The organism is Pseudovibrio sp. Ad46 (assembly GCF_001623065.1).
In the GTDB taxonomy this organism is placed as follows: Bacteria; Pseudomonadota; Alphaproteobacteria; order Rhizobiales; family Stappiaceae; genus Pseudovibrio.
The window spans coordinates 101,268-119,717 of the sequence record NZ_LMCG01000004.1; the positions used below are offsets into that span (position 1 = coordinate 101,268).

Genomic DNA, 18,450 nt, shown 5'->3' on the forward strand with positions numbered 1-18,450 from the left:
ATCTAAGGTATGATACTTGTGTCTCGATTTTAGTGAAAATTACGGATTAGCCTACGGGAAGTTTTGGTATCACTATGAAAAATAAAAGCTTTCGTACTCTTAGTGCCCTTGCAGCTACTTTTCTATTATTCCTTTTTGTTTCCCCATTCGTAATCACCGCTCAGGCCCAGTCTGCAGGTTCTGGTGTATCTGGTCTTCCAGTTCCGCGTTTTGTCAGTCTTAAATCTGATAGAGTGAACGTTCGCAAAGGTCCAAGCAGAAACCACGACATTGGTTGGACTTTCATTCGCAGCAGGCTGCCGGTTGAAGTCATTCAGGAATATGACGACTGGCGCCGCATTCGCGATTGGGAAGGCAAAGACGGCTGGGTTTTCAAAACCTTGCTGACTGGCTACCGCTCTGCACTGGTAACGCCTTGGCTGGAAAACACCGTTGAAACCACCCCTCTCCGTAAGCGGCCTGGTCCGAATGAAGAGATCATCGCGTTTCTTGAGCCTTTGGTTCTTGCTGGTGTTGTCGAATGCACGGATGGTTACTGCCGCGTTTCCGGCAAAGATTTTGAAGGTTGGATTGATCAGAGCAGATTGTTTGGTGTTTATAAAAACGAGACAATCAATAATTGATCTCAGTTCCAACAACAGTTTAACGAAAAGCCTCTGAGGAAACTTGGAGGCTTTTTGCTATTCACCTGAACAATCAAAGAAATCTAGACAGTTTCCTTTTCTCGCATCAGCTTGTCGGCGGTCTTCAACTCTTTCATGCGTGGCATGGAAACGATGTTGTAACCAGAATCCACAAAGTGAACCTCACCAGTCACTCCGCCAGATAACTCTGAGAGAAGATAAAGACCAGAACCACCAAGCTGTTCGGTTGTAACAGTCTGCTTCAGCGGAGAGTTTGCCTGCTGGAAGTTGAACATCAAACGAGCGTCAGAGATACCTGCGCCAGCCAGCGTGCGAACAGGCCCTGCAGATATAGCATTCACGCGGATGCCTTGCTCTCCAAAGTCCATAGCCAGATAGCGCACAGATGCTTCCAGTGCGGCCTTGGCAACGCCCATGACGTTATAGTTTGGCATAACGCTTGTCGCGCCGCCATACGTTAGTGTCAGGATGGAACCGCCATTCGGCATCAAATCAGCCGCTCGCTTTGCAATCTCTGTGAATGAGAAGCAGGAGATCTGCATGGTGCGGGCAAAATTATCGCGGGTAGTGTCTGCATAACGGCCACGCAGTTCAGACTTGTCTGAAAACGCGATCGCGTGCACGAGGAAATCAATGCTCCCCCATTTTTCTTGGAGCTGAGCGAAAACCTTGTCCACGCTATCAATGTCTTCCACATCACATGGAAGAAGCATATCGCATCCAACACTGTCTGTCAGTGGTTTTACGCGTCGGGCGAAGGCGTCACCTTGATAGGTAAACGCCATTTCTGCACCCTGTTCTGCAAGAGTTTTGGCTATGCTCCAGGCAATGCTGTGGTCATTGGCAACGCCCATAATCAGACCACGCTTGCCTTGCATAAGCTTGCTCATAGAAAACTCCTTTAATCAAAAGCTAAAGGAGCTGAGCAAGCTCAGGACCTCAAACTCAGTCTTTGTATCGCTTAAACACGACGGTCGCGTTGGTGCCGCCAAATCCAAAGCCGTTTGAAAGAACGCAATTCAATTCTGCATTATCTACGCGTTCTCTTACGATTGGCATATCCTCAAAATCCGGATCTAATTCTTCAATATGAGCAGAAGCCGCAATGAAATTGCCTTCCATCATAAGCAAAGAGTAGATCGCTTCATGAACGCCGGCAGCACCCAAAGAGTGGCCAGAAAGCGCTTTAGTCGCAGAAATTGGCGGAACCTTGTCGCCGAACACGGCGCGGATCGCTTCAATTTCTTTGATGTCACCAACAGGCGTAGAGGTTGCATGTGGATTGATGTAGTCAATGTCACAATCAACGTCTTTAAGCGCAATCTTCATGCAGCGAGCTGCGCCTTCACCACTTGGTGCAACCATGTCGTGACCATCAGAAGTCTGGCCGTAACCAACGATTTCTGCGTAGATCTTTGCGCCACGTGCTTTTGCATGTTCAAGTTCTTCAAGAACCAGCACGCCGCCGCCGCCAGCAATAACAAAGCCATCACGGTTCTTGTCATATGGACGAGAAGCAGTAGAAGGAGTGTCATTGTACTTGGAAGACATTGCGCCCATAGCATCAAACAGGTTGGAGAGTGTCCAGTCCAGTTCTTCGCCACCGCCCGCAAATACCACGTCTTGTTTACCCCATTGGATCAGCTCATAGGCATTACCAATACAGATATTGGTTGTCGCACAAGCTGCGGAAATGGAGTAGTTGACGCCGTGAATTTTAAATGGTGTTGCAAGCGTTGCTGAGTTCGTAGAGCTCATAGCTTTCGGAACAGCGGTCGGCCCGATGCGGCGTGGGCCTTTTTCACGGGTGATATCCGCAGCTTCAACGATCGCTTTGGTGGATGGTCCACCAGAACCCATGATCAGGCCTGTGCGGTCATTGGTAACCAGGTCTTCGGAAAGACCGGCATCTTCAATGGCCTGCTCCATGGCAATGTAGTTCCATGCAGCACCTTCACCCATAAAGCGAGAAGTACGACGGCCAAGTTTTTCCAATGGATCTAGGGTAGGTGCGCCATGAACCTGACAACGGAAGCCGAGCTTCTCGTAGTCTTCAGCTGCAACAATACCGGATTTACCTTCGTAAAGGCTTGCTTTCACTTCCTCAGCATTGTTGCCAAGAGGTGAAACAATACCCATACCAGTAACAACCACACGCCTCATCTAAGGTCTCCCGTGGGTTAAGTGGTCCGTTCGGACCAAATTCCAAAAAAGGGTTCATCATTCCACATGACAAACCCTCGCATAATTTGATTACTTATTTCGCTTCGTCTTGAAACAGACCAACACGCAGGTCTTTCGCAACAAAAATAGTCTCGCCGTCAGCTTTTACCCAGCCATCAGCAATTGCCAGTTTCAGGCGGGAGCGCATAACGCGCTTCATATCAACACCGAATTCCAGCATTTTTACGTCAGGAGTAACCTGACCTGTGAACTTAACTTCACCGGTAGAAAGTGCACGACCACGCCCAGGCTCACCCAGCCAGCCAAGATAGAAGCCAGTCATCTGCCACAGAGCGTCCAAACCAAGACAGCCAGGCATAACAGGATCGCCCTGGAAGTGACATTCGAAGAACCAGAGATCTGGATTAATGTCGAATTCAGAACGAATTACGCCTTTGCCGTACTCGCCGCCGTCCTCAGAAATTTCGGTGACGCGATCAAACATCAGCATAGGAGGAAGTGGCAGCTGTGCATTGCCTTGGCCAAACAGCTCACCGCGACCACAGGCCAGCAGAGCTTCTTTATCGTAGCTTGAACGCTTCTCGTGCATTCTATTCCCGCATAATTTGTCGTTTGTTTGAGGCCAGAAAAACGTAGGGTTCACCTTACCTAAACGTAACGATGGTTCTAAGTATTAACTGTTCGGGCCTTCCTAGCACACGAGCCCGAATATCGAAAGAGCGATGTATGTGAGTTTGCGTGTGCTCAATGTACGCAGTTGTGTTAAACTTATACTATTCTTATTATTGTTATAAGCAGTCCGGTTAATCCTGCTTGGTTTTAGCTTGATGTATCAAGGGTTATGCTCCCTTATATTGAGAGTGCTTGGGTGCAGGTCAATAGGTTGCTTTTAATCTAATGCTGGTAGAATTGGTGCGTAGGTGTTAAAACATCAGCACCCTAAAGAACTAAAGTAGGAAAAAATGAGCTCGCAGATTGCTAACGAACATCAAGATGTAACAGGGATGCTAAGAGACGCAGGTCTGCGCCCTACACGTCAGCGCGTGGCACTGGCTGAGCTTCTTTATTCTCAGGGTAATCGCCACATCTCGGCGGAAGTCCTTCACGAAGAAGCTATCCTAGCGAATGTGCCCGTCTCTCTGGCGACAGTTTACAACACACTTCATCAGTTCACTGAAGTTGGTTTGCTGCGTGAAGTTGCTGTTGAAGGAACAAAGACTTACTTCGACACCAACACTTCTGAGCATCACCATTTCTTCCTGGAAGATGAGAACCGTGTAATCGATATTCCAGACAGTGGCCTGACACTAGACAACTTGCCAGTCCCACCTGAAGGAATGGAAATTTCCCGCGTGGAAGTGGTTGTTCGTCTCCGTAAAAAGCAGATGCATTAAGAGCCTCTGCTTTTACTTAGGCAACTTCCTTCAAGATTTTCTCTTTGCTTTTGCAAAGATCATAGATGATGCAGCGATCGCACGCCGGCTTGCGCGCCTTACAGATGTAACGGCCATGTAGGATCAGCCAGTGGTGTGCGTGCTGCATAAAGTCTTGCGGAATTATCTTTTCCAGTTTCAACTCAACATCCAGCGGTGTTTTGCCGGGGGCAAGCCCTAACCTGTTTGCTATCCTGAAGAGATGCGTGTCGACCGCAATCGTCGGCTGCCCAAAAGCAATATTCAGCACCACATTAGCTGTTTTACGGCCAACACCCGGCAAAGCTTCCAACTCTTCACGGGTTTGCGGAACTTGCCCACCATGATGCTCAATCAGCATTTGAGAGAGCAAAAACGTGTTCTTTGCTTTGTTTTTATAGAGCCCGATTGTGCGGATCTCTTCACGGATCTTATCTTCTCCAAGAGCAACCATCTTCTCTGGCGTATCTGCAATTTGGAAGAGATGTTTCGTTGCTTTGTTCACCCCGGCATCTGTTGCTTGAGCGGAAAGCACAACAGCAACCAGCAGTGTGAACTCGTTGGAATGATTAAGTTCCCCTTCCGGTTCTGGATTGTCTTTTTCAAATGCCGCAAAGATTTCGTAGATCTCGGCTTTAGAATACCTTGATCTGGAAACCGGCTTTTTGCGTGTACTGGAAGAAGATGCAACCTTCTTTGTTTTGGTAGCGTCAACCATAGGACTCTCGAAGGAAATAAGTGACTTTGCGTAGGCTTTGAAAGCTCTATACTCTTAAGCGATAAAGAGTAGCAATGAAACAGAGTGCGAAATAGCACCAATGCCCCATGATCTTCAAAAGCGGGAGCCTTATCCCCCTTTCTTTCAGGCTGTTCTAACCCCGCACCGCTCACTGTCCCGCCGGGGCGTGAACATCGTTCTTTGGTGCGCCGGCTTGATTGCTGGCTTTTATTCGCTCGTGCTTGTTTTGATGGGATTATGGCCCGCGCCTATCCTCCTATCACTACCTGTTCTCTTTCTCTGGCTCGCGTTCAGGCACAACTTTGCGACGGCTGAAACCTATGAGGAAATCAGCGTTTCTCCGCTTGAGGTTAGATTGAAGCATGTCACGTACAAAGGCGAAGTGCAGGAGTATGTGCTCAATCCGTTTCACATGAAACTCCAAATTGAACGGGATGATGATGTTGGAGTTACCCGCATTTTGGTGCGTTCTGATCAACTTTTCCTCATTGTTGGAGCGTTTTTGAACCCGGATGACCGGACAAGTTTCGCCTCTGCGTTTTCTCAGGCAATCCACTCCGCACGCAATCGTGGGTTTGATCACGCCTGAGCCTGAAATACTCTGTTCCCATGTACTCGCGTTTCGGGTGGCTCTTAGGCTGAGGATCATCTAGATTTTACCAAATGAGAAACGAAATCTAAGAGCCATGAATCAAGATGTTTAATGCAGCCAATCTCGCAAATGGCACGTTTGTAGAAGACAGTTCTGCTCTTGAGGACTATCGTGTCGTCCAGAAAACCCTTCAAGGCATCTCCGAGAATTGGAGGGAACAACCCTCCCTTGAAGAGCTTGCCTACAGCGTTGGCCTTCAGCCAATTCAGCTTCAACGGGTGTTTTCAAGATGGGCAGGCATTACACCCAAGCAATTCTTGCAAGCCATCACCATCGATCACGCACGTGCCCTTTTACAAGATTCCGCTAGTATTCTGGAAGCCTCGCTCGAAGTTGGCCTCTCAGGCCCCGCCCGTTTGCACGACTTGTTTGTAACCCATGAGGCGATGACGCCTGGCGACTACAAACGGCGTGGTGCAGGCGTAAAGATCAGTTGGGGCTTCCATCCCTGCCCGTTTGGGATTGTCCTGCTGATGGTAACAGAGCGTGGTCTGGCAGGTCTTGCCTTTGCTGATGCTGGTGAAGAGGCAAAAGCACTTACTGACATGAGCGAACGCTGGCCAGCTGCTGAGTTTGAAGAGAACCAGCAACTCACCGCTCCTTACGTCTCCCGCATCTTCGAACCAAATAAATGGAAGGAAGAACAGCCGCTTCGTGTTGTCTTCATTGGTACGGACTTTGAAATCCGCGTTTGGCAAACACTTCTGAGAATTCCTTTAGGCAAGGCTACCACGTATTCGGAGATCGCGAATAACCTTGGCAATCCCAAAGCCTCTCGTGCTGTCGGAACAGCCGTTGGAAAGAACCCGCTGTCCTTCGTCGTTCCGTGTCACCGCGTCCTCGGGGCAAAGGGCAATATGTGTGGCTATCACTGGGGCATCACTCGTAAGCGCGCCATTTTAGGCTGGGAAGCTGGCGTTTCCGGCGTTCTGGATGGCATTGCTGCCACGGGCTAATCGTTTCATTTCCGATTCAATGTCAGGCAACAAAAAAGGCGAGCACAAGGCCCGCCTTTTTCATTTGAAAATCAAATGACTTACAGGTCAAATCCAAGGATCTTGCCAACAGTGAAGACATCCTTGTCACCACGACCACAAAGGTTCATGACGATCACTTTGTCTTTGTCCATCTTCGGCGCCATCTTGATCACCTGAGCAAGCGCATGGCTTGGCTCCAGAGCTGGAATGATACCCTCAACGCGGGTCAGCATCTGGAATGCATCCAGAGCTTCCTCATCGGTCGCAGGCACGTAGTTCACACGGCCTGTATCCTTCAGCCAGGAGTGCTCTGGGCCGATACCAGGATAATCCAAACCTGCAGAAACGGAATGTCCTTCAAGGATCTGTCCGTCATCATCCTGCAGCAGATAGGTGCGGTTACCATGCAGTACACCCGGCTTACCTGCGTTTAGCGAGGCACAGTGTTCTTCACCCTGCAGGCCTCTACCACCAGCTTCAACGCCGTAAATTTCAACGGATGGATCATCAAGGAACGGGTGGAACAGGCCAATCGCGTTAGAGCCGCCACCAACTGCAGCAACGAGAGCATCTGGCAATTTGCCTTCTGCTTTCATCAGTTGTTCTTTGGTCTCTTCTCCAATCACAGACTGGAAATCACGAACCATCTCTGGATAAGGATGCGGGCCAGCAGCTGTACCGATCAGGTAATACGTGTCATCCACGTTGGTTACCCAGTCACGTAGCGCTTCATTCATCGCGTCCTTGAGCGTACCAGCACCCGCAGTAACGGGAACAATTTCAGCACCCAGAAGCTTCATGCGGAACACGTTTGGTTTCTGACGCTCAACGTCGGTAGCACCCATGTAAACAACGCATGGCAAACCAAAGCGCGCACAAACTGTTGCGGTCGCAACACCGTGTTGACCAGCACCGGTTTCCGCAATGATGCGGGTTTTGCCCATACGTTTAGCCAGCAGGATCTGACCAATACAGTTGTTGATCTTGTGAGATCCGGTGTGGTTCAGCTCATCACGCTTAAAGTAAACCTTCGCACCGCCCAGCTCTTCTGTCAGGCGTTCAGCGAAATAAAGCGCAGATGGGCGACCAGTATAGTGGGTGTTCAGGTTTTCCAGCTCTGCCGCATATGCTGGGTCAGCCTTTGCGTCACTGTAAGCCTTTTCCAGATCCAGGATCAAAGGCATGAGCGTTTCAGCTACGAAACGACCCCCAAAATCACCAAAGTGGCCGCGATCATCCGGACCGGAACGCAATGTGTTGGCTTGCTGGTTCATTAATTCTTCCCAAATTCACTCGGCAACGCTGCGCGCTTCACGCACAAAAGCCTCAATCAACTCGATGTCTTTAACGCCCTTCTCGCGTTCGACGCCGGATGAAACATCGACATCACTCACTCCGGAGATTGCCAAAGCTTCGCGGACGTTATCAGGGCTTAAGCCGCCAGAAAGCATGATAGGCTTTCCAAGTTCTAGGCCTTGTAGCAGTTTCCAGTCAAAGCTGACACCATTTCCTCCCGGAATATCGGAATTTTTTGGTGGTTTTGCATCTAGAAGAAATCTGTCTACGTGCGGAATATAGGGCGTAAGTGCCTCCACGTCTTCTGCAGAGGAAATCCCGCAGGCTTTCATCACAGGAACGCCAAAACTCTCACGAATTTCAGAGCAGCGCTCAGGGGTTTCACTCCCGTGCAGCTGCAAAACATCTGGTGAGATAGTGTCGACAATTTCCTTCAGGCCTGCATCATCCATGTTCACAGTAAGTGCAACAATTTGCGTCTTACCGCGCACGTGGTCTGCCAGCTCTTTGGCTTTAGCCATGGAAACATAGCGCGGACTTTTCGGAAAAAAGACAAATCCGATCATATCGACTTGTTCTTTCGTAACCGCGTCCGCAGTTTCCTTCGTAGAGATGCCGCAGATTTTTATCATAGCGGAAGAGACCATATTTGCACCGTGTTCAAGCAATACCAGAATGACCGTTAGACCAAAATTATCGGGGTTTGTCACCCTGTTCTGGTCATTTATGGAACCTGAACTGGACGGGACCAATGAGAAAATCTGGAGTTTATCGCGGTCATCTGATGACCCTTGGTATATGTGGAGCACTCGTTGCTTTTGCAAGCAGCTCCCCAGCACAGACAGTCTACCAGCACCAACCAAAAGTGCCCATCGGGTTTGATCAGGCATGTGCAGGCACGTATGCAGTTAAGCCATTGAAGTCAGGCGTGCTTAACCTTCGTACCGGCCCCGGAACCAATTACAACGTCATTGGCCGCCTTATCCCAAATCAAGCAATCAACATCGCCGATTGCAAAGGCAACTGGCTAGGCATCCGCGACGCCCAAACCTCCGAGCAAATCGGTTGGGTCTACAAAGGCTACATGCGGCGCGTCTGACCGACGCACTCACTCCTCCTTGTCAGCTTCTCAACTCATCTCCTTGGTTGAGAAGCTCCCTTGGTGGCATCAGCGTTCACATCCCCATCAAAGTGCATAATTGTGATTGCTTCATCCTTGTGTTGCTTAGCTTTCAGTCTAACATATTCTTCTAGTTCAACTTTTCTCGCCGTGGGGGATTTACTATCCACTTCAAACCACTCACCTTCAGTATTCCTTCGAAGAGCAATAAAATGAGCTCCTGCTCCTACAATCAATCGATCTACGGCGCCGTCTTTCGTAAGGTCTGTGACTTTCTTCACATTAGCTTGAAGGTCTGCTTCTGAGTTAGGCTTATCAAGATGGGTATCCTTTAGGTTAGGCACTCCGAGTTGTTGTTGTTTTGATTTTATTATGGCCATACCAGTATGAGGATCTGCTCCACGTTCTCGAATATAGTCTTCAGGTGTCATTCCCTCGTAGAGCAACTCGAATTGCTTTTTTGCGGATTTAAGGAAAAAGCCATCAGCGTCTTCTGAAATCTGACGGCGCATCTCTTCGATTGTTAAGCCAGGATAATACTCGCGTACTTCCCCAAAAGTTATGATATCGGACTGGTTTTTGTAACCTTCACAGGTATTTTGTAAAAGAGCATCTTCCATGTCTTGCGGAGATACTGCTCCAAAACCCAAACACGCATTAAGAGCATGCTTCAGACAAAACTTACCGTCTTGTTCCTCGCAGTAGAGTTCTGGATTAGGGCCGCTAGGCGTTTTGCGAGAGTCGACGTTGTTCAGAATGCCCGGGGCTGCATGCTTGTAAGGTACAAGAATATACTTCTTTTCCGACATTATTTCTTGAACTTCACGCATTAAGCCAGCAACTTGCTCAAGGAGAGCCTCTGCTTCTGCCATGTTACCTGATCTAATTGAACGTTCAATCATCGGTATCAATTCTGAACTCAACAGTTGGCAATTCTCAAAAACTGGGATTTTGTCTTCATTAGGTATGCTTGCTTTCAACCCCTTCAAGGATTTTGCCCATTTTTTGGCCTCAGCGATATTTGGAGTAGTGATGGGTTCTGGTTCAGCGCGCTTTTCTTCTTGTGCCGGTCCCAGCTGCTGCTTTACACAGGCCTGAAGGTTTTTGCTGACATCTTGAAGTTGCTGCAGAGTATCTCGGGCAGCTTTTGTGTCATTGTTTTCCAGGTACAATTCAATCTGACTAACCATCTGATCAGAAAGCATTTTATAGGTTGCAATTTCATCCAGGATTTTTGGATCTGAAATCGTGGATTCATTCGCTACCGAGACTGCAATCACATTTTTTAACTGTTTCAGTTGATCAGTTAAGGCCTGTTTTGCTCCATCATCACTAGTTTTTTGAGCACCCTGCGTTTTGGGGTGTTGTTGAGGAGTATTATTCAGATCAAGGATTTCCTGGGCTCTTTGATAGAGCTGATCAATCAAGGGTAAGCGTTGCTCAGAGTATTCGATACGACCGTCACGTCTTGAAGAAAGCATAACGCCTACATCTCGGATTGTTTTGTCTGCTTGCTCAATCATCGAGACAAATTGTGCCATTAGCTGCTGGTCAGTGATCGATGCCTGTTGCTGCTTCAGACGCTTTTCCCTCTTTCTTGCTTCTTTCAATGCGTTGCGAATAGAGCTAGCTCTTTGCCTTGTTTCTTCTAAAAGACGTTCTTCATTAAGCTGAGCTTCTTGGTGCGAAGCTATGGGATCTGATTGACTAGGTGAGGCAGTTTGATCGTGAGGCGATGGTTGCTGCTCTGACGCCTGCAAATCGGGAGAACCTTGAGCGGATTCTAAGAAGAACCGCATTGAGTTGATTGCATCCTCACAAGTAGCAAGTTTGCCTCGTGCTTCCTGAAGTTTCCGATCCGCTACATACTGCTTGCCTTCGGTGATATAGGTCTGCGCCGCACTGTTATACTGAGCAAAGCTGCTGGCAAGAGCAGCATCTTTGATCTCGGACCCAGACCTCAAAAGCTCGTTGAGATTTTCTTGAGCCACATCCAAAGATCCTGTGCAATCGGAAAGAGCTTTATTTAGCGCATTTTGAGCTGCATTCTTCGAAGCTGAGTTTGGCCGCGACCGTCTTCCTGTCGGTTGATTAGTTGCTTGTTTTTTTGCAGCTTCTTTTGTGCTGACCACGCAATCTATCAATGCTTCAGTTAAGGTCTTAAGTGTAGCTAAATTGGCTGCAATATCTTCCTCAGAGGAACGTCCATGCCCTTCAATCAGATCCTCTGTCTCTGCAAGTAAGTTGATCGCGACTTGATAGTTCTTTTCAAAATCCCGTTTGAGAGTTTTATCAGGAACTTCATTTACCTGCTGATAGCAAGATTGGATTTCAATCCGTGTCGTTTTCAATTGTTTGCTAAGACTCGGATCAACGGGAACAAATTTGACGTAACTCTCTGCTTTTTCAACTAGGTTATTAAGGACTTTCAACTCAGCCTGACAGGCATCAAATTCATGTCGTTTAAGTAAGCCCTCAACCTGCTTAATTTGCCCTTTTGCTTGCTTTGAAGAATCCGTGAACGCTTTCTGCTCCTGAGGGGATTTAATGGTTTTGCGAAGCCCATTGACTCCTGAAAGCCGAGCATTTGCATCCTTTAGAGCGGCTTTGATACTTTCCGAATCGCGAACAGTTTGCTTCTGTATTTCAAGTACTTGCTGCACACCTTGCAATTGCGCTTCAGCATCAAAAAGTCGCTGATCAGCACCATCTGCATCTCTATTTTTTACCAAACTGGTGACGAATGTCATTGTTGAAGCAGCTTGTTTGAAGAGTTGATCGAACAAGGTTTTCTGATCTTTAGAGACCAGTATCTTCCTCTCAGCTTTGTAGCCTTTCAACTTTGCAGAAAACTCCGCTACTCGTTGTTGTACAGCGAGTAGAGGATCAACGCGTGTAGCTGCTTTATCAGCAGTTTGCTTGCCATCTACACCGTTTTTCTGCTGCTCTGAAGCCCTGCTCTTCCCTACTAAAATTCCAACACCATCAACAAGTGCTGCTATGTCATCCAGTGTGCTATCCGCATCAAGAAAATTGCCAGTTTGCGATAGATAGTCTGCATTCTTCATGCGACTTTGAGTTTGCTCGCAAAGACTATCAAATGTTTGCATTTGAGCGTCTGTTTGGAGAGTGGGTTTTAGCGCCTTGTAGCTCTTAAGTTCTGCTTTGTATTGAGCAGAACGACTTTTGCAGTGAGCCTCAATCGAAGCAGGAGTGGGGTCGCCGTCATATGCATCGAACGGCCATGAGTTTTGCTTGTAAACCTTCTGCGCCCATTGGTACTCAGTAACTTCGAGCGTACCCTTAACCATAGATCGACTCCCAACTTTCCCAGGCCCTTAAGGCTATCAATGTTGAGGCCAACAATATCTATAAATACGGACCCAATTCGCATGCATTTAGATAGCAAGGTGAAGAGAGGTTTGAGACTGTTTGGCCATTTTTGAGAGATCTGTAATTAATATAATTTCTTTCAGATAGAAGTGTAGTTTCATCAGAGGCTTAGGGAATAAAAAAGCACCGCAGAAGCGACGCTTTTCCTGATCTCACAATTCCGTCAGACCTAAGTGATGTTGTAGGCCGCAATAGCTGCCATATTGAAGATCTCGCTATCCTTGGCACCCATCGGTACAATCTGAACCGGCTTGTCCATGCCAACCAGCAATGGGCCAATAAGCGTTGATCCGCCAAGCTCTTCCAACAATTTCGTCGCGATGGAAGCGGAGTGGAACGCAGGCATAATGAGCACGTTTGCAGGTCCATTCAGACGGCAGAACGGATAAGCCGCCATCTTCTCCATGTTAAGTGCAATATCTGCACCCATCTCACCATCATACTCAAAGTCCACACGGCGACGATCAAGGATCTTAACGGCTTCCTGAAGACGCTCAGTCCGTTCACCTTTCGGGTGACCAAATGTAGAGTACGCCAGCATAGCAACGCGAGGCTCGGACCCAAGACGGCGGGCAACATGCGCTGCTTCTTCCGCAATATCCGCCAGTTCCTCTGAGGTCGGCATGTCATGAACAGCCGTATCGGCCACAAGAACGGTTTTGCCCGGTGTCACAACAAGTGAAACACCAATCACGCGGTGCCCCGGTTTGGTATCAATACAGCGGCTGACGGTTTCCAGCGCAACGGAATAGTTTCGTGTTGTTCCCGTTACAACGCCATCAGCATCGCCACGCGCAACCATAATGGACGCCCAGTAGTTACGGTCATTGTTGACGAGACGCTGACAATCACGTTGCAGGTAGCCTTTACGTTGCAGGCGAGAGTACAGATATTCCGCGTAATCCGCATTGCGGGTGGAGGATCGCGCACTTTCAAGGCGAATGCCCGGGCGGTTTACATCAATACCGGCAGATGTCGCATTGGCGCGGATCTCATCTTCACGGCCAACAAGAATCGCTTCACCCAGCCCTTGCGCAACAAAGGCGGAAGCTGCGCGAATAACCGCTGGCTCTTCCCCTTCCGCAAACACAATGCGCTTCGGATTTTGACGCACTTTGGAGATGATCCGCTGCAAAGTGCCGGCAATTGGGTCACGACGACCCTGCAGCTGCGCACCATAAGCATCCATGTCCACGATTGGGCGACGTGCCACACCGCTGTCCATAGCAGCTTGTGCAACTGCTTGAGGAATACGGGAAATCAGACGAGGATCAAACGGAACCGGAATGATGTATTCGGGGCCGAAACGAGGACGGCTGCCACGATAAGCTGCTGCCACTTCATCAGGAACATCTTCACGAGCCAGTTCTGCAAGCGCTCGAGCGCAGGCAACTTTCATCTCATCATTAATGGTTGTTGCATGAACGTCCAACGCCCCGCGGAAGATATACGGGAACCCGAGAACGTTGTTCACCTGGTTCGGGTAGTCAGAACGACCCGTTGCAACAATCGCATCCGGGCGAACTTCCTTCGCTTCTTCTGGCGTAATCTCAGGATCCGGATTCGCCATCGCAAAGATAATTGGGTCCGGCGCCATGGTCTTCACCATGTCAGGTGTCAAAGCACCCTTCACGGAAACTCCAAAGAATACATCTGCACCATCCAGCGCGTCTTCAAGAGTGCGCTTGTCTGTCTTCACAGCATGGGCGCTCTTCCACTGGTTCATTCCAGCTTCACGGCCCTGATAAATCACGCCTTTTGTATCGCAGAGAAGAACGTTCTCATGCGGAACACCCATCGCTTTAACAAGCTCGATACAAGCAATGCCAGCCGCGCCCGCGCCATTACAGACCACTTTCACATCTTTGATGTCGCGATCTGTCATATGAACTGCGTTGATCAAGCCTGCAGCAGCGATAATAGCTGTGCCGTGCTGATCATCGTGGAACACCGGAATATCCATGATCTCACGAAGACGCTGCTCGATGATAAAGCAATCCGGCGCTTTAATGTCTTCAAGGTTGATGCCACCGAAGGAAGGGCCGAGATGCTTTACAGAGTCGATGAACTCCTCAACGTCGGAAGTGTCCACTTCAAGGTCAATGGAATCCACATCAGCAAAGCGCTTGAAGAGAACTGATTTGCCTTCCATCACCGGCTTGGAAGCCAATGCGCCAAGGTTTCCGAGGCCAAGAATGGCAGTACCGTTGGAGATAACCGCAACCATGTTGCCTTTGGTGGTGTAGTCGTAAGCCTTGCTTGCGTCTTCTGCAATTGCCAGCACAGGAACAGCAACGCCAGGAGAATAGGCCAGGCTCAGGTCGCGCTGAGTGGCCATTGGCTTGGTTGGCGAGATTTCAAGCTTGCCCGGTTTGCCTTCGTTATGGAAGGCTAACGCGTCTTGGTCAGTAAAGCTGACCTGCGAGCTTGCTGTTTTATCAGTGGTTGGCATGCGAAAAATTCCTCACCCTTAAGCGCAGTGTTCTTTTCAAATATCACTGGACGACATTATCCCCGTAAAATCTCGTTCTCAAGCTGTGAACTAAACTGACACGGGTGAAACACATAGAACCATTTGCTAGTGTCTGCGCCATGACTACAGCAGATATCGAAAAGCCTTCCCCAGCAAAAGGCCGCGTCACACCCATGATGGCGCAATATATTGAGATTAAGACGGCTAATCCGGACAGTCTCCTGTTCTACCGAATGGGCGATTTCTACGAGCTGTTTTTTGAAGATGCAGAAGTTGCATCTCAGTCTCTAGGAATTACGCTCACCAAACGCGGCAAGCATAATGGTGATGATATTCCCATGTGCGGCGTTCCTGTGCATGCCGCTGATGACTATCTGCAAAAACTGATCGGTCTTGGCCACCGCGTTTCTGTCTGTGAGCAGACGGAAAACCCGGCAGAAGCCAAAAAGCGTGGCTCCAAATCTGTTGTTCGCCGCGATGTGGTGCGCTTGGTGACACCGGGTACGATCACGGAAGATCGCCTTCTGGATGCCAGACGAAACAACTTCCTTGCCTCGTTAGCGCGGGTCAAAGGTGGAAGCACGGCTGACGGAAACCTCTATGGTCTCGCCTGGATTGATATGTCCACGGGCATGTTCCGCGTGGCTGAAAGTGACGATGTGCGCCTTGCTGCTGATCTGGCGCGCATTGATCCATCAGAATTGGTGCTTGCTGACGCACTTCTTCAGGAAACCGAGTTGCGAGCGACAGTCGAAGGACTTGGCGCTGCCCTTTCTCCTGTTCCACGCACGTTTTTTGATGGCGCAAACGCTCAGGATCGCCTCTCCACTTACTTCTCCGTCGGTACGCTGGACGGGTTCGCCAACTACACCCGTGCTGAACTGATCGCAGCCAGTGGCATTCTGGCTTACATCGACAAAACCCAGCTCGGCGAGCGCCCTCCTCTCGACCCACCAGTCAAAGAAGCCGCTGCAGGACAGTTGCTGATTGATCCGGCAACCCGCGCAAACCTTGAGCTGACCCGTACCCTGTCCGGCGAGCGTCGAGGCAGCTTGCTGTCTGCCATTGATAAAACCGTGACCGGAGCGGGTTCCCGCCTGCTCGCCAGTCGCCTGTCAGGTCCCCTTACGGATCCGGAACAAATCCGTCATCGTCAGGACACCATTGCGTTTTTTGCATCCGACACCATGCAGCGCGAGGATATCCGCAGCCTGCTGAAGTCCGCGCCGGATATGTCTCGTGCACTGTCCCGTCTTGCAGTGGACCGTGGTGGCCCGCGTGATTTGCAGTCCATCGCGTCTGCAATGAAATCTGCGCGGGAAATCGCAGGTTTGCTCGCCTCTGGCGGTGCCTTCCCTCAGGAAGTTGGCTTTGCCGTGCAAAAGCTGGAGCAAGCACCGCATGCGCTGGGTGAAAAGCTTAGCGTCGCAATTGCAGAAGAACTGCCGCTTCTCAAGCGGGATGGCGGTTTTATTGCTCCTGACTATCATCCAGACCTCGATGAGCTCAAAGCACTTCGCGATCAGAGCCGAAAAGTCATCGCACAGATGCAGGCGGATCTGGCTGAAGAGCTTGGCATCCGCTCACTGAAGATCAAGCACAACAACGTGCTTGGCTGGTTTATGGAAGCGCCGACCGCGCAGTGTGATCCGATGAAGGATGACTCTGCCCGCTTCATTCACCGTCAGTCTATGGCTGGTGCCATGCGCTTCACGACCACCGATCTTGCTGATCTGGAAAGCAAAATTGCAAGCGCAGGAGAACGCGCCCTTGCGATTGAACTGGAAATCTTCAACGAGCTGACCAAGGCCGTTGTTGAGGCCGGTGGCCTGATTAAAGCTGCGGCTGAAGCTCTTGCTGTCCTTGATGTTTCAACCTCTCTCGCGGTTTTGGCGGAAGCGGAAAACTACATCCGTCCAATCGTTGATGGTTCGCTCGCCTTCACGATTGAAGGTGGCCGTCACCCGGTGGTGGAGCAAGCTCTTCGCAAATCTGGCGAACCGTTTGTGGCAAACAATGCCAACCTCGGCCCGCAGGAAAGCTATGAAAACGGCCAGATCTGGCTGATCACCGGCCCTAACATGGCTGGTAAATCAACCTTCCTGCGCCAGAATGCATTGATCGCAGTGCTGGCTCAAATGGGTAGTTTCGTTCCTGCAACGACTGCCCACATTGGCATCGTCGATCGCTTGTTCTCTCGTGTTGGCGCGGCTGATGACCTTGCCAGAGGCCGCTCAACCTTCATGGTTGAGATGGTGGAAACGGCGGCCATTCTCAATCAGGCCACGGACCGCTCTCTGGTTATTTTGGATGAAATCGGACGCGGAACGGCGACCTTTGACGGTCTTTCCATTGCATGGGCTGCCATTGAGCATCTGCATGAAACCAATCGCTCGCGCTCGCTCTTCGCGACGCACTACCATGAAATCACAGCACTCTCACAGCGTTTGGAGCGTCTCAACAACGCGACCGTGCGTGTGAAAGAGTGGAAAGGCGATGTTGTCTTCCTTCACGAAATCGTCGAAGGCGCTGCTGATCGGTCCTATGGTATTCAGGTCGCAAAACTGGCTGGTCTGCCGAAGACTGTTGTCAGCCGCGCGCAAAAGATCCTGACTCAGCTGGAAGAGCAAGACACCAACAAGCCTGCTGAGACACTTTTGGATGATCTGCCGCTCTTTGCATCCTTCTCGCAACCTCTGGAAACCATTCCGGAGCCGGAAGAGCATGAGGAAGCCTCTGTTTCCAATGAGCTTGTTGAACTGTTGGAGACCCTTGATCCTGATGATATGACGCCTCGTCAGGCTCAGGAAGCGCTCTACGCTCTCAAGCAAAAGCACAAAGAGCTCAGCTCAAACTGAGCTGAGTACAGAAAGCACAAACAGTTTTAGCACCGCTGGAGATTTCCGGCGGTGTTTTCATGTGAAACCCGAAAGTCGGGATGAGCAAGGCGGCAGGCAATACCTGCGCTGTTTGTTAAGTTAGTTTCTTCGGCATTGGCTGCACGCCTTGCCCGGGCTTTTTTGGAATGAACTACGTCGCCTCTTTTGCCTATAAGGTACGATAGTCAGTTTCCTGAAAAGACAATGGCTTATCCAGACACGTTTCCATGCCCAAACAGTTCCTCCGTCTTTGACAGATCCATTTGCAAAAGCAGGTTTTACTGCCGGTACATTTGCACCTGTCACCGCGTGATACCCTATAGTCCTGGGCCCTTCCCCTCAAACCATGCGGTCACGTTTGAAGTTCGGTTCACCGGACCACTGAAAGGTGCGTTACGTCTTCCAATAGCCCCGCCCAACCTACGACAAACTGACGGTCGCTCCGCCAGCAGCCCGTTACGTAGGCATAGGTTCAGAATATGGGAGGATTTCAGAAGGGGAATAAGTTTTTTAAGACAGTCTTTGCCCCACCCACCGGTGTCATCCCGGCTCGGGTGTACATACCGGAGACATAGGTGACAGGTGTTCGGAGAGATGGTTGACACATTAACATGGCATTCAGGGAGGGACCGGGATGCCTTGGAAAGAGTGTTCAACAATGAAACTTCGAGAAGAGTTTGT

At 49.8% G+C, this 18,450-nt stretch carries 14 protein-coding genes; 6 read left to right on the top strand and 8 right to left on the bottom strand.

The window, feature by feature from the left end; translation table 11 throughout:
- Positions 1 to 74 precede the first annotated feature (74 nt).
- Entirely contained in the window at positions 75 to 623 is a 549-nt protein-coding gene (locus tag PsAD46_RS01545; protein ID WP_063305998.1) for an SH3 domain-containing protein, read from the top strand.
- Positions 624 to 706: 83 nt separating this feature from the next.
- On the opposite strand, the gene fabI is transcribed toward PsAD46_RS01545, so the two are convergent.
- The 3 genes from fabI to fabA all read right to left on the bottom strand — a co-directional run bounded on the left by fabI (position 707) and on the right by fabA (position 3,417).
- A complete protein-coding gene (gene fabI, locus PsAD46_RS01550) occupies positions 707 to 1,534 on the bottom strand; it encodes an enoyl-ACP reductase FabI (RefSeq protein ID WP_063291216.1) in 828 nt (275 codons plus the stop codon).
- Positions 1,535 to 1,589: 55 nt separating this feature from the next.
- Positions 1,590 to 2,807 carry a beta-ketoacyl-ACP synthase I gene (fabB, locus tag PsAD46_RS01555; RefSeq protein WP_063286233.1) on the bottom strand — a complete coding sequence of 406 codons (1,218 nt, stop codon included), beginning with the start codon at positions 2,805 to 2,807 and terminating at the stop codon, positions 1,590 to 1,592.
- A 94-nt stretch (positions 2,808 to 2,901) separates the two neighbouring features.
- Positions 2,902 to 3,417 (bottom strand): 3-hydroxyacyl-[acyl-carrier-protein] dehydratase FabA, encoded by a 516-nt coding sequence (fabA, locus tag PsAD46_RS01560; protein ID WP_063286234.1) that lies wholly within the window; start codon positions 3,415 to 3,417, stop codon positions 2,902 to 2,904.
- Positions 3,418 to 3,790: 373 nt separating this feature from the next.
- On the opposite strand from fabA, the gene irrA reads away from it, so the two are divergent.
- On the top strand, positions 3,791 to 4,222 hold the full coding sequence (irrA, locus tag PsAD46_RS01565; protein ID WP_057463201.1) for an iron response transcriptional regulator IrrA: 432 nt from the start codon (positions 3,791 to 3,793) through the stop codon (positions 4,220 to 4,222).
- Between the two features lie 16 nt (positions 4,223 to 4,238).
- Here irrA and nth read toward each other — a convergent pair whose 3' ends face one another.
- A complete protein-coding gene (nth, locus tag PsAD46_RS01570; protein ID WP_063286235.1) occupies positions 4,239 to 4,958 on the bottom strand; it encodes an endonuclease III in 720 nt (239 codons plus the stop codon).
- A gap of 100 nt (positions 4,959 to 5,058) precedes the next feature.
- Between nth and PsAD46_RS01575 the strand changes: the two genes are divergently transcribed.
- Positions 5,059 to 5,568 (top strand): DUF2244 domain-containing protein, encoded by a 510-nt coding sequence (locus tag PsAD46_RS01575; RefSeq protein WP_208981613.1) that lies wholly within the window; start codon positions 5,059 to 5,061, stop codon positions 5,566 to 5,568.
- A 107-nt stretch (positions 5,569 to 5,675) separates the two neighbouring features.
- Entirely contained in the window at positions 5,676 to 6,587 is a 912-nt protein-coding gene (locus tag PsAD46_RS01580) for a bifunctional helix-turn-helix domain-containing protein/methylated-DNA--[protein]-cysteine S-methyltransferase (protein ID WP_063305999.1), read from the top strand.
- Between the two features lie 80 nt (positions 6,588 to 6,667).
- Here PsAD46_RS01580 and trpB read toward each other — a convergent pair whose 3' ends face one another.
- Positions 6,668 to 7,882: a tryptophan synthase subunit beta gene (gene trpB / locus PsAD46_RS01585; protein ID WP_063306000.1), complete on the bottom strand. Its 1,215-nt coding sequence runs from the start codon at positions 7,880 to 7,882 to the stop codon at positions 6,668 to 6,670.
- A 15-nt stretch (positions 7,883 to 7,897) separates the two neighbouring features.
- Positions 7,898 to 8,614 carry a phosphoribosylanthranilate isomerase gene (locus tag PsAD46_RS01590; RefSeq protein ID WP_063300546.1) on the bottom strand — a complete coding sequence of 239 codons (717 nt, stop codon included), beginning with the start codon at positions 8,612 to 8,614 and terminating at the stop codon, positions 7,898 to 7,900.
- 41 nt (positions 8,615 to 8,655) lie between these two features.
- Between PsAD46_RS01590 and PsAD46_RS28310 the strand changes: the two genes are divergently transcribed.
- A complete protein-coding gene (locus PsAD46_RS28310) occupies positions 8,656 to 9,003 on the top strand; it encodes an SH3 domain-containing protein (RefSeq protein ID WP_208981615.1) in 348 nt (115 codons plus the stop codon).
- 35 nt (positions 9,004 to 9,038) lie between these two features.
- Here the strand turns inward: PsAD46_RS28310 and PsAD46_RS01600 are convergent, their stop codons facing one another.
- Both PsAD46_RS01600 and PsAD46_RS01605 read right to left on the bottom strand, forming a co-directional pair.
- A complete protein-coding gene (locus tag PsAD46_RS01600) occupies positions 9,039 to 12,335 on the bottom strand; it encodes a hypothetical protein (RefSeq protein WP_063286238.1) in 3,297 nt (1,098 codons plus the stop codon).
- Positions 12,336 to 12,586: 251 nt separating this feature from the next.
- Positions 12,587 to 14,869 (bottom strand): NADP-dependent malic enzyme, encoded by a 2,283-nt coding sequence (locus PsAD46_RS01605; protein WP_057463194.1) that lies wholly within the window; start codon positions 14,867 to 14,869, stop codon positions 12,587 to 12,589.
- A 140-nt stretch (positions 14,870 to 15,009) separates the two neighbouring features.
- Between PsAD46_RS01605 and mutS the strand changes: the two genes are divergently transcribed.
- Positions 15,010 to 17,748 carry a DNA mismatch repair protein MutS gene (gene mutS, locus PsAD46_RS01610; protein WP_063306001.1) on the top strand — a complete coding sequence of 913 codons (2,739 nt, stop codon included), beginning with the start codon at positions 15,010 to 15,012 and terminating at the stop codon, positions 17,746 to 17,748.
- The last annotated feature ends 702 nt before the right edge of the window (positions 17,749 to 18,450 follow it).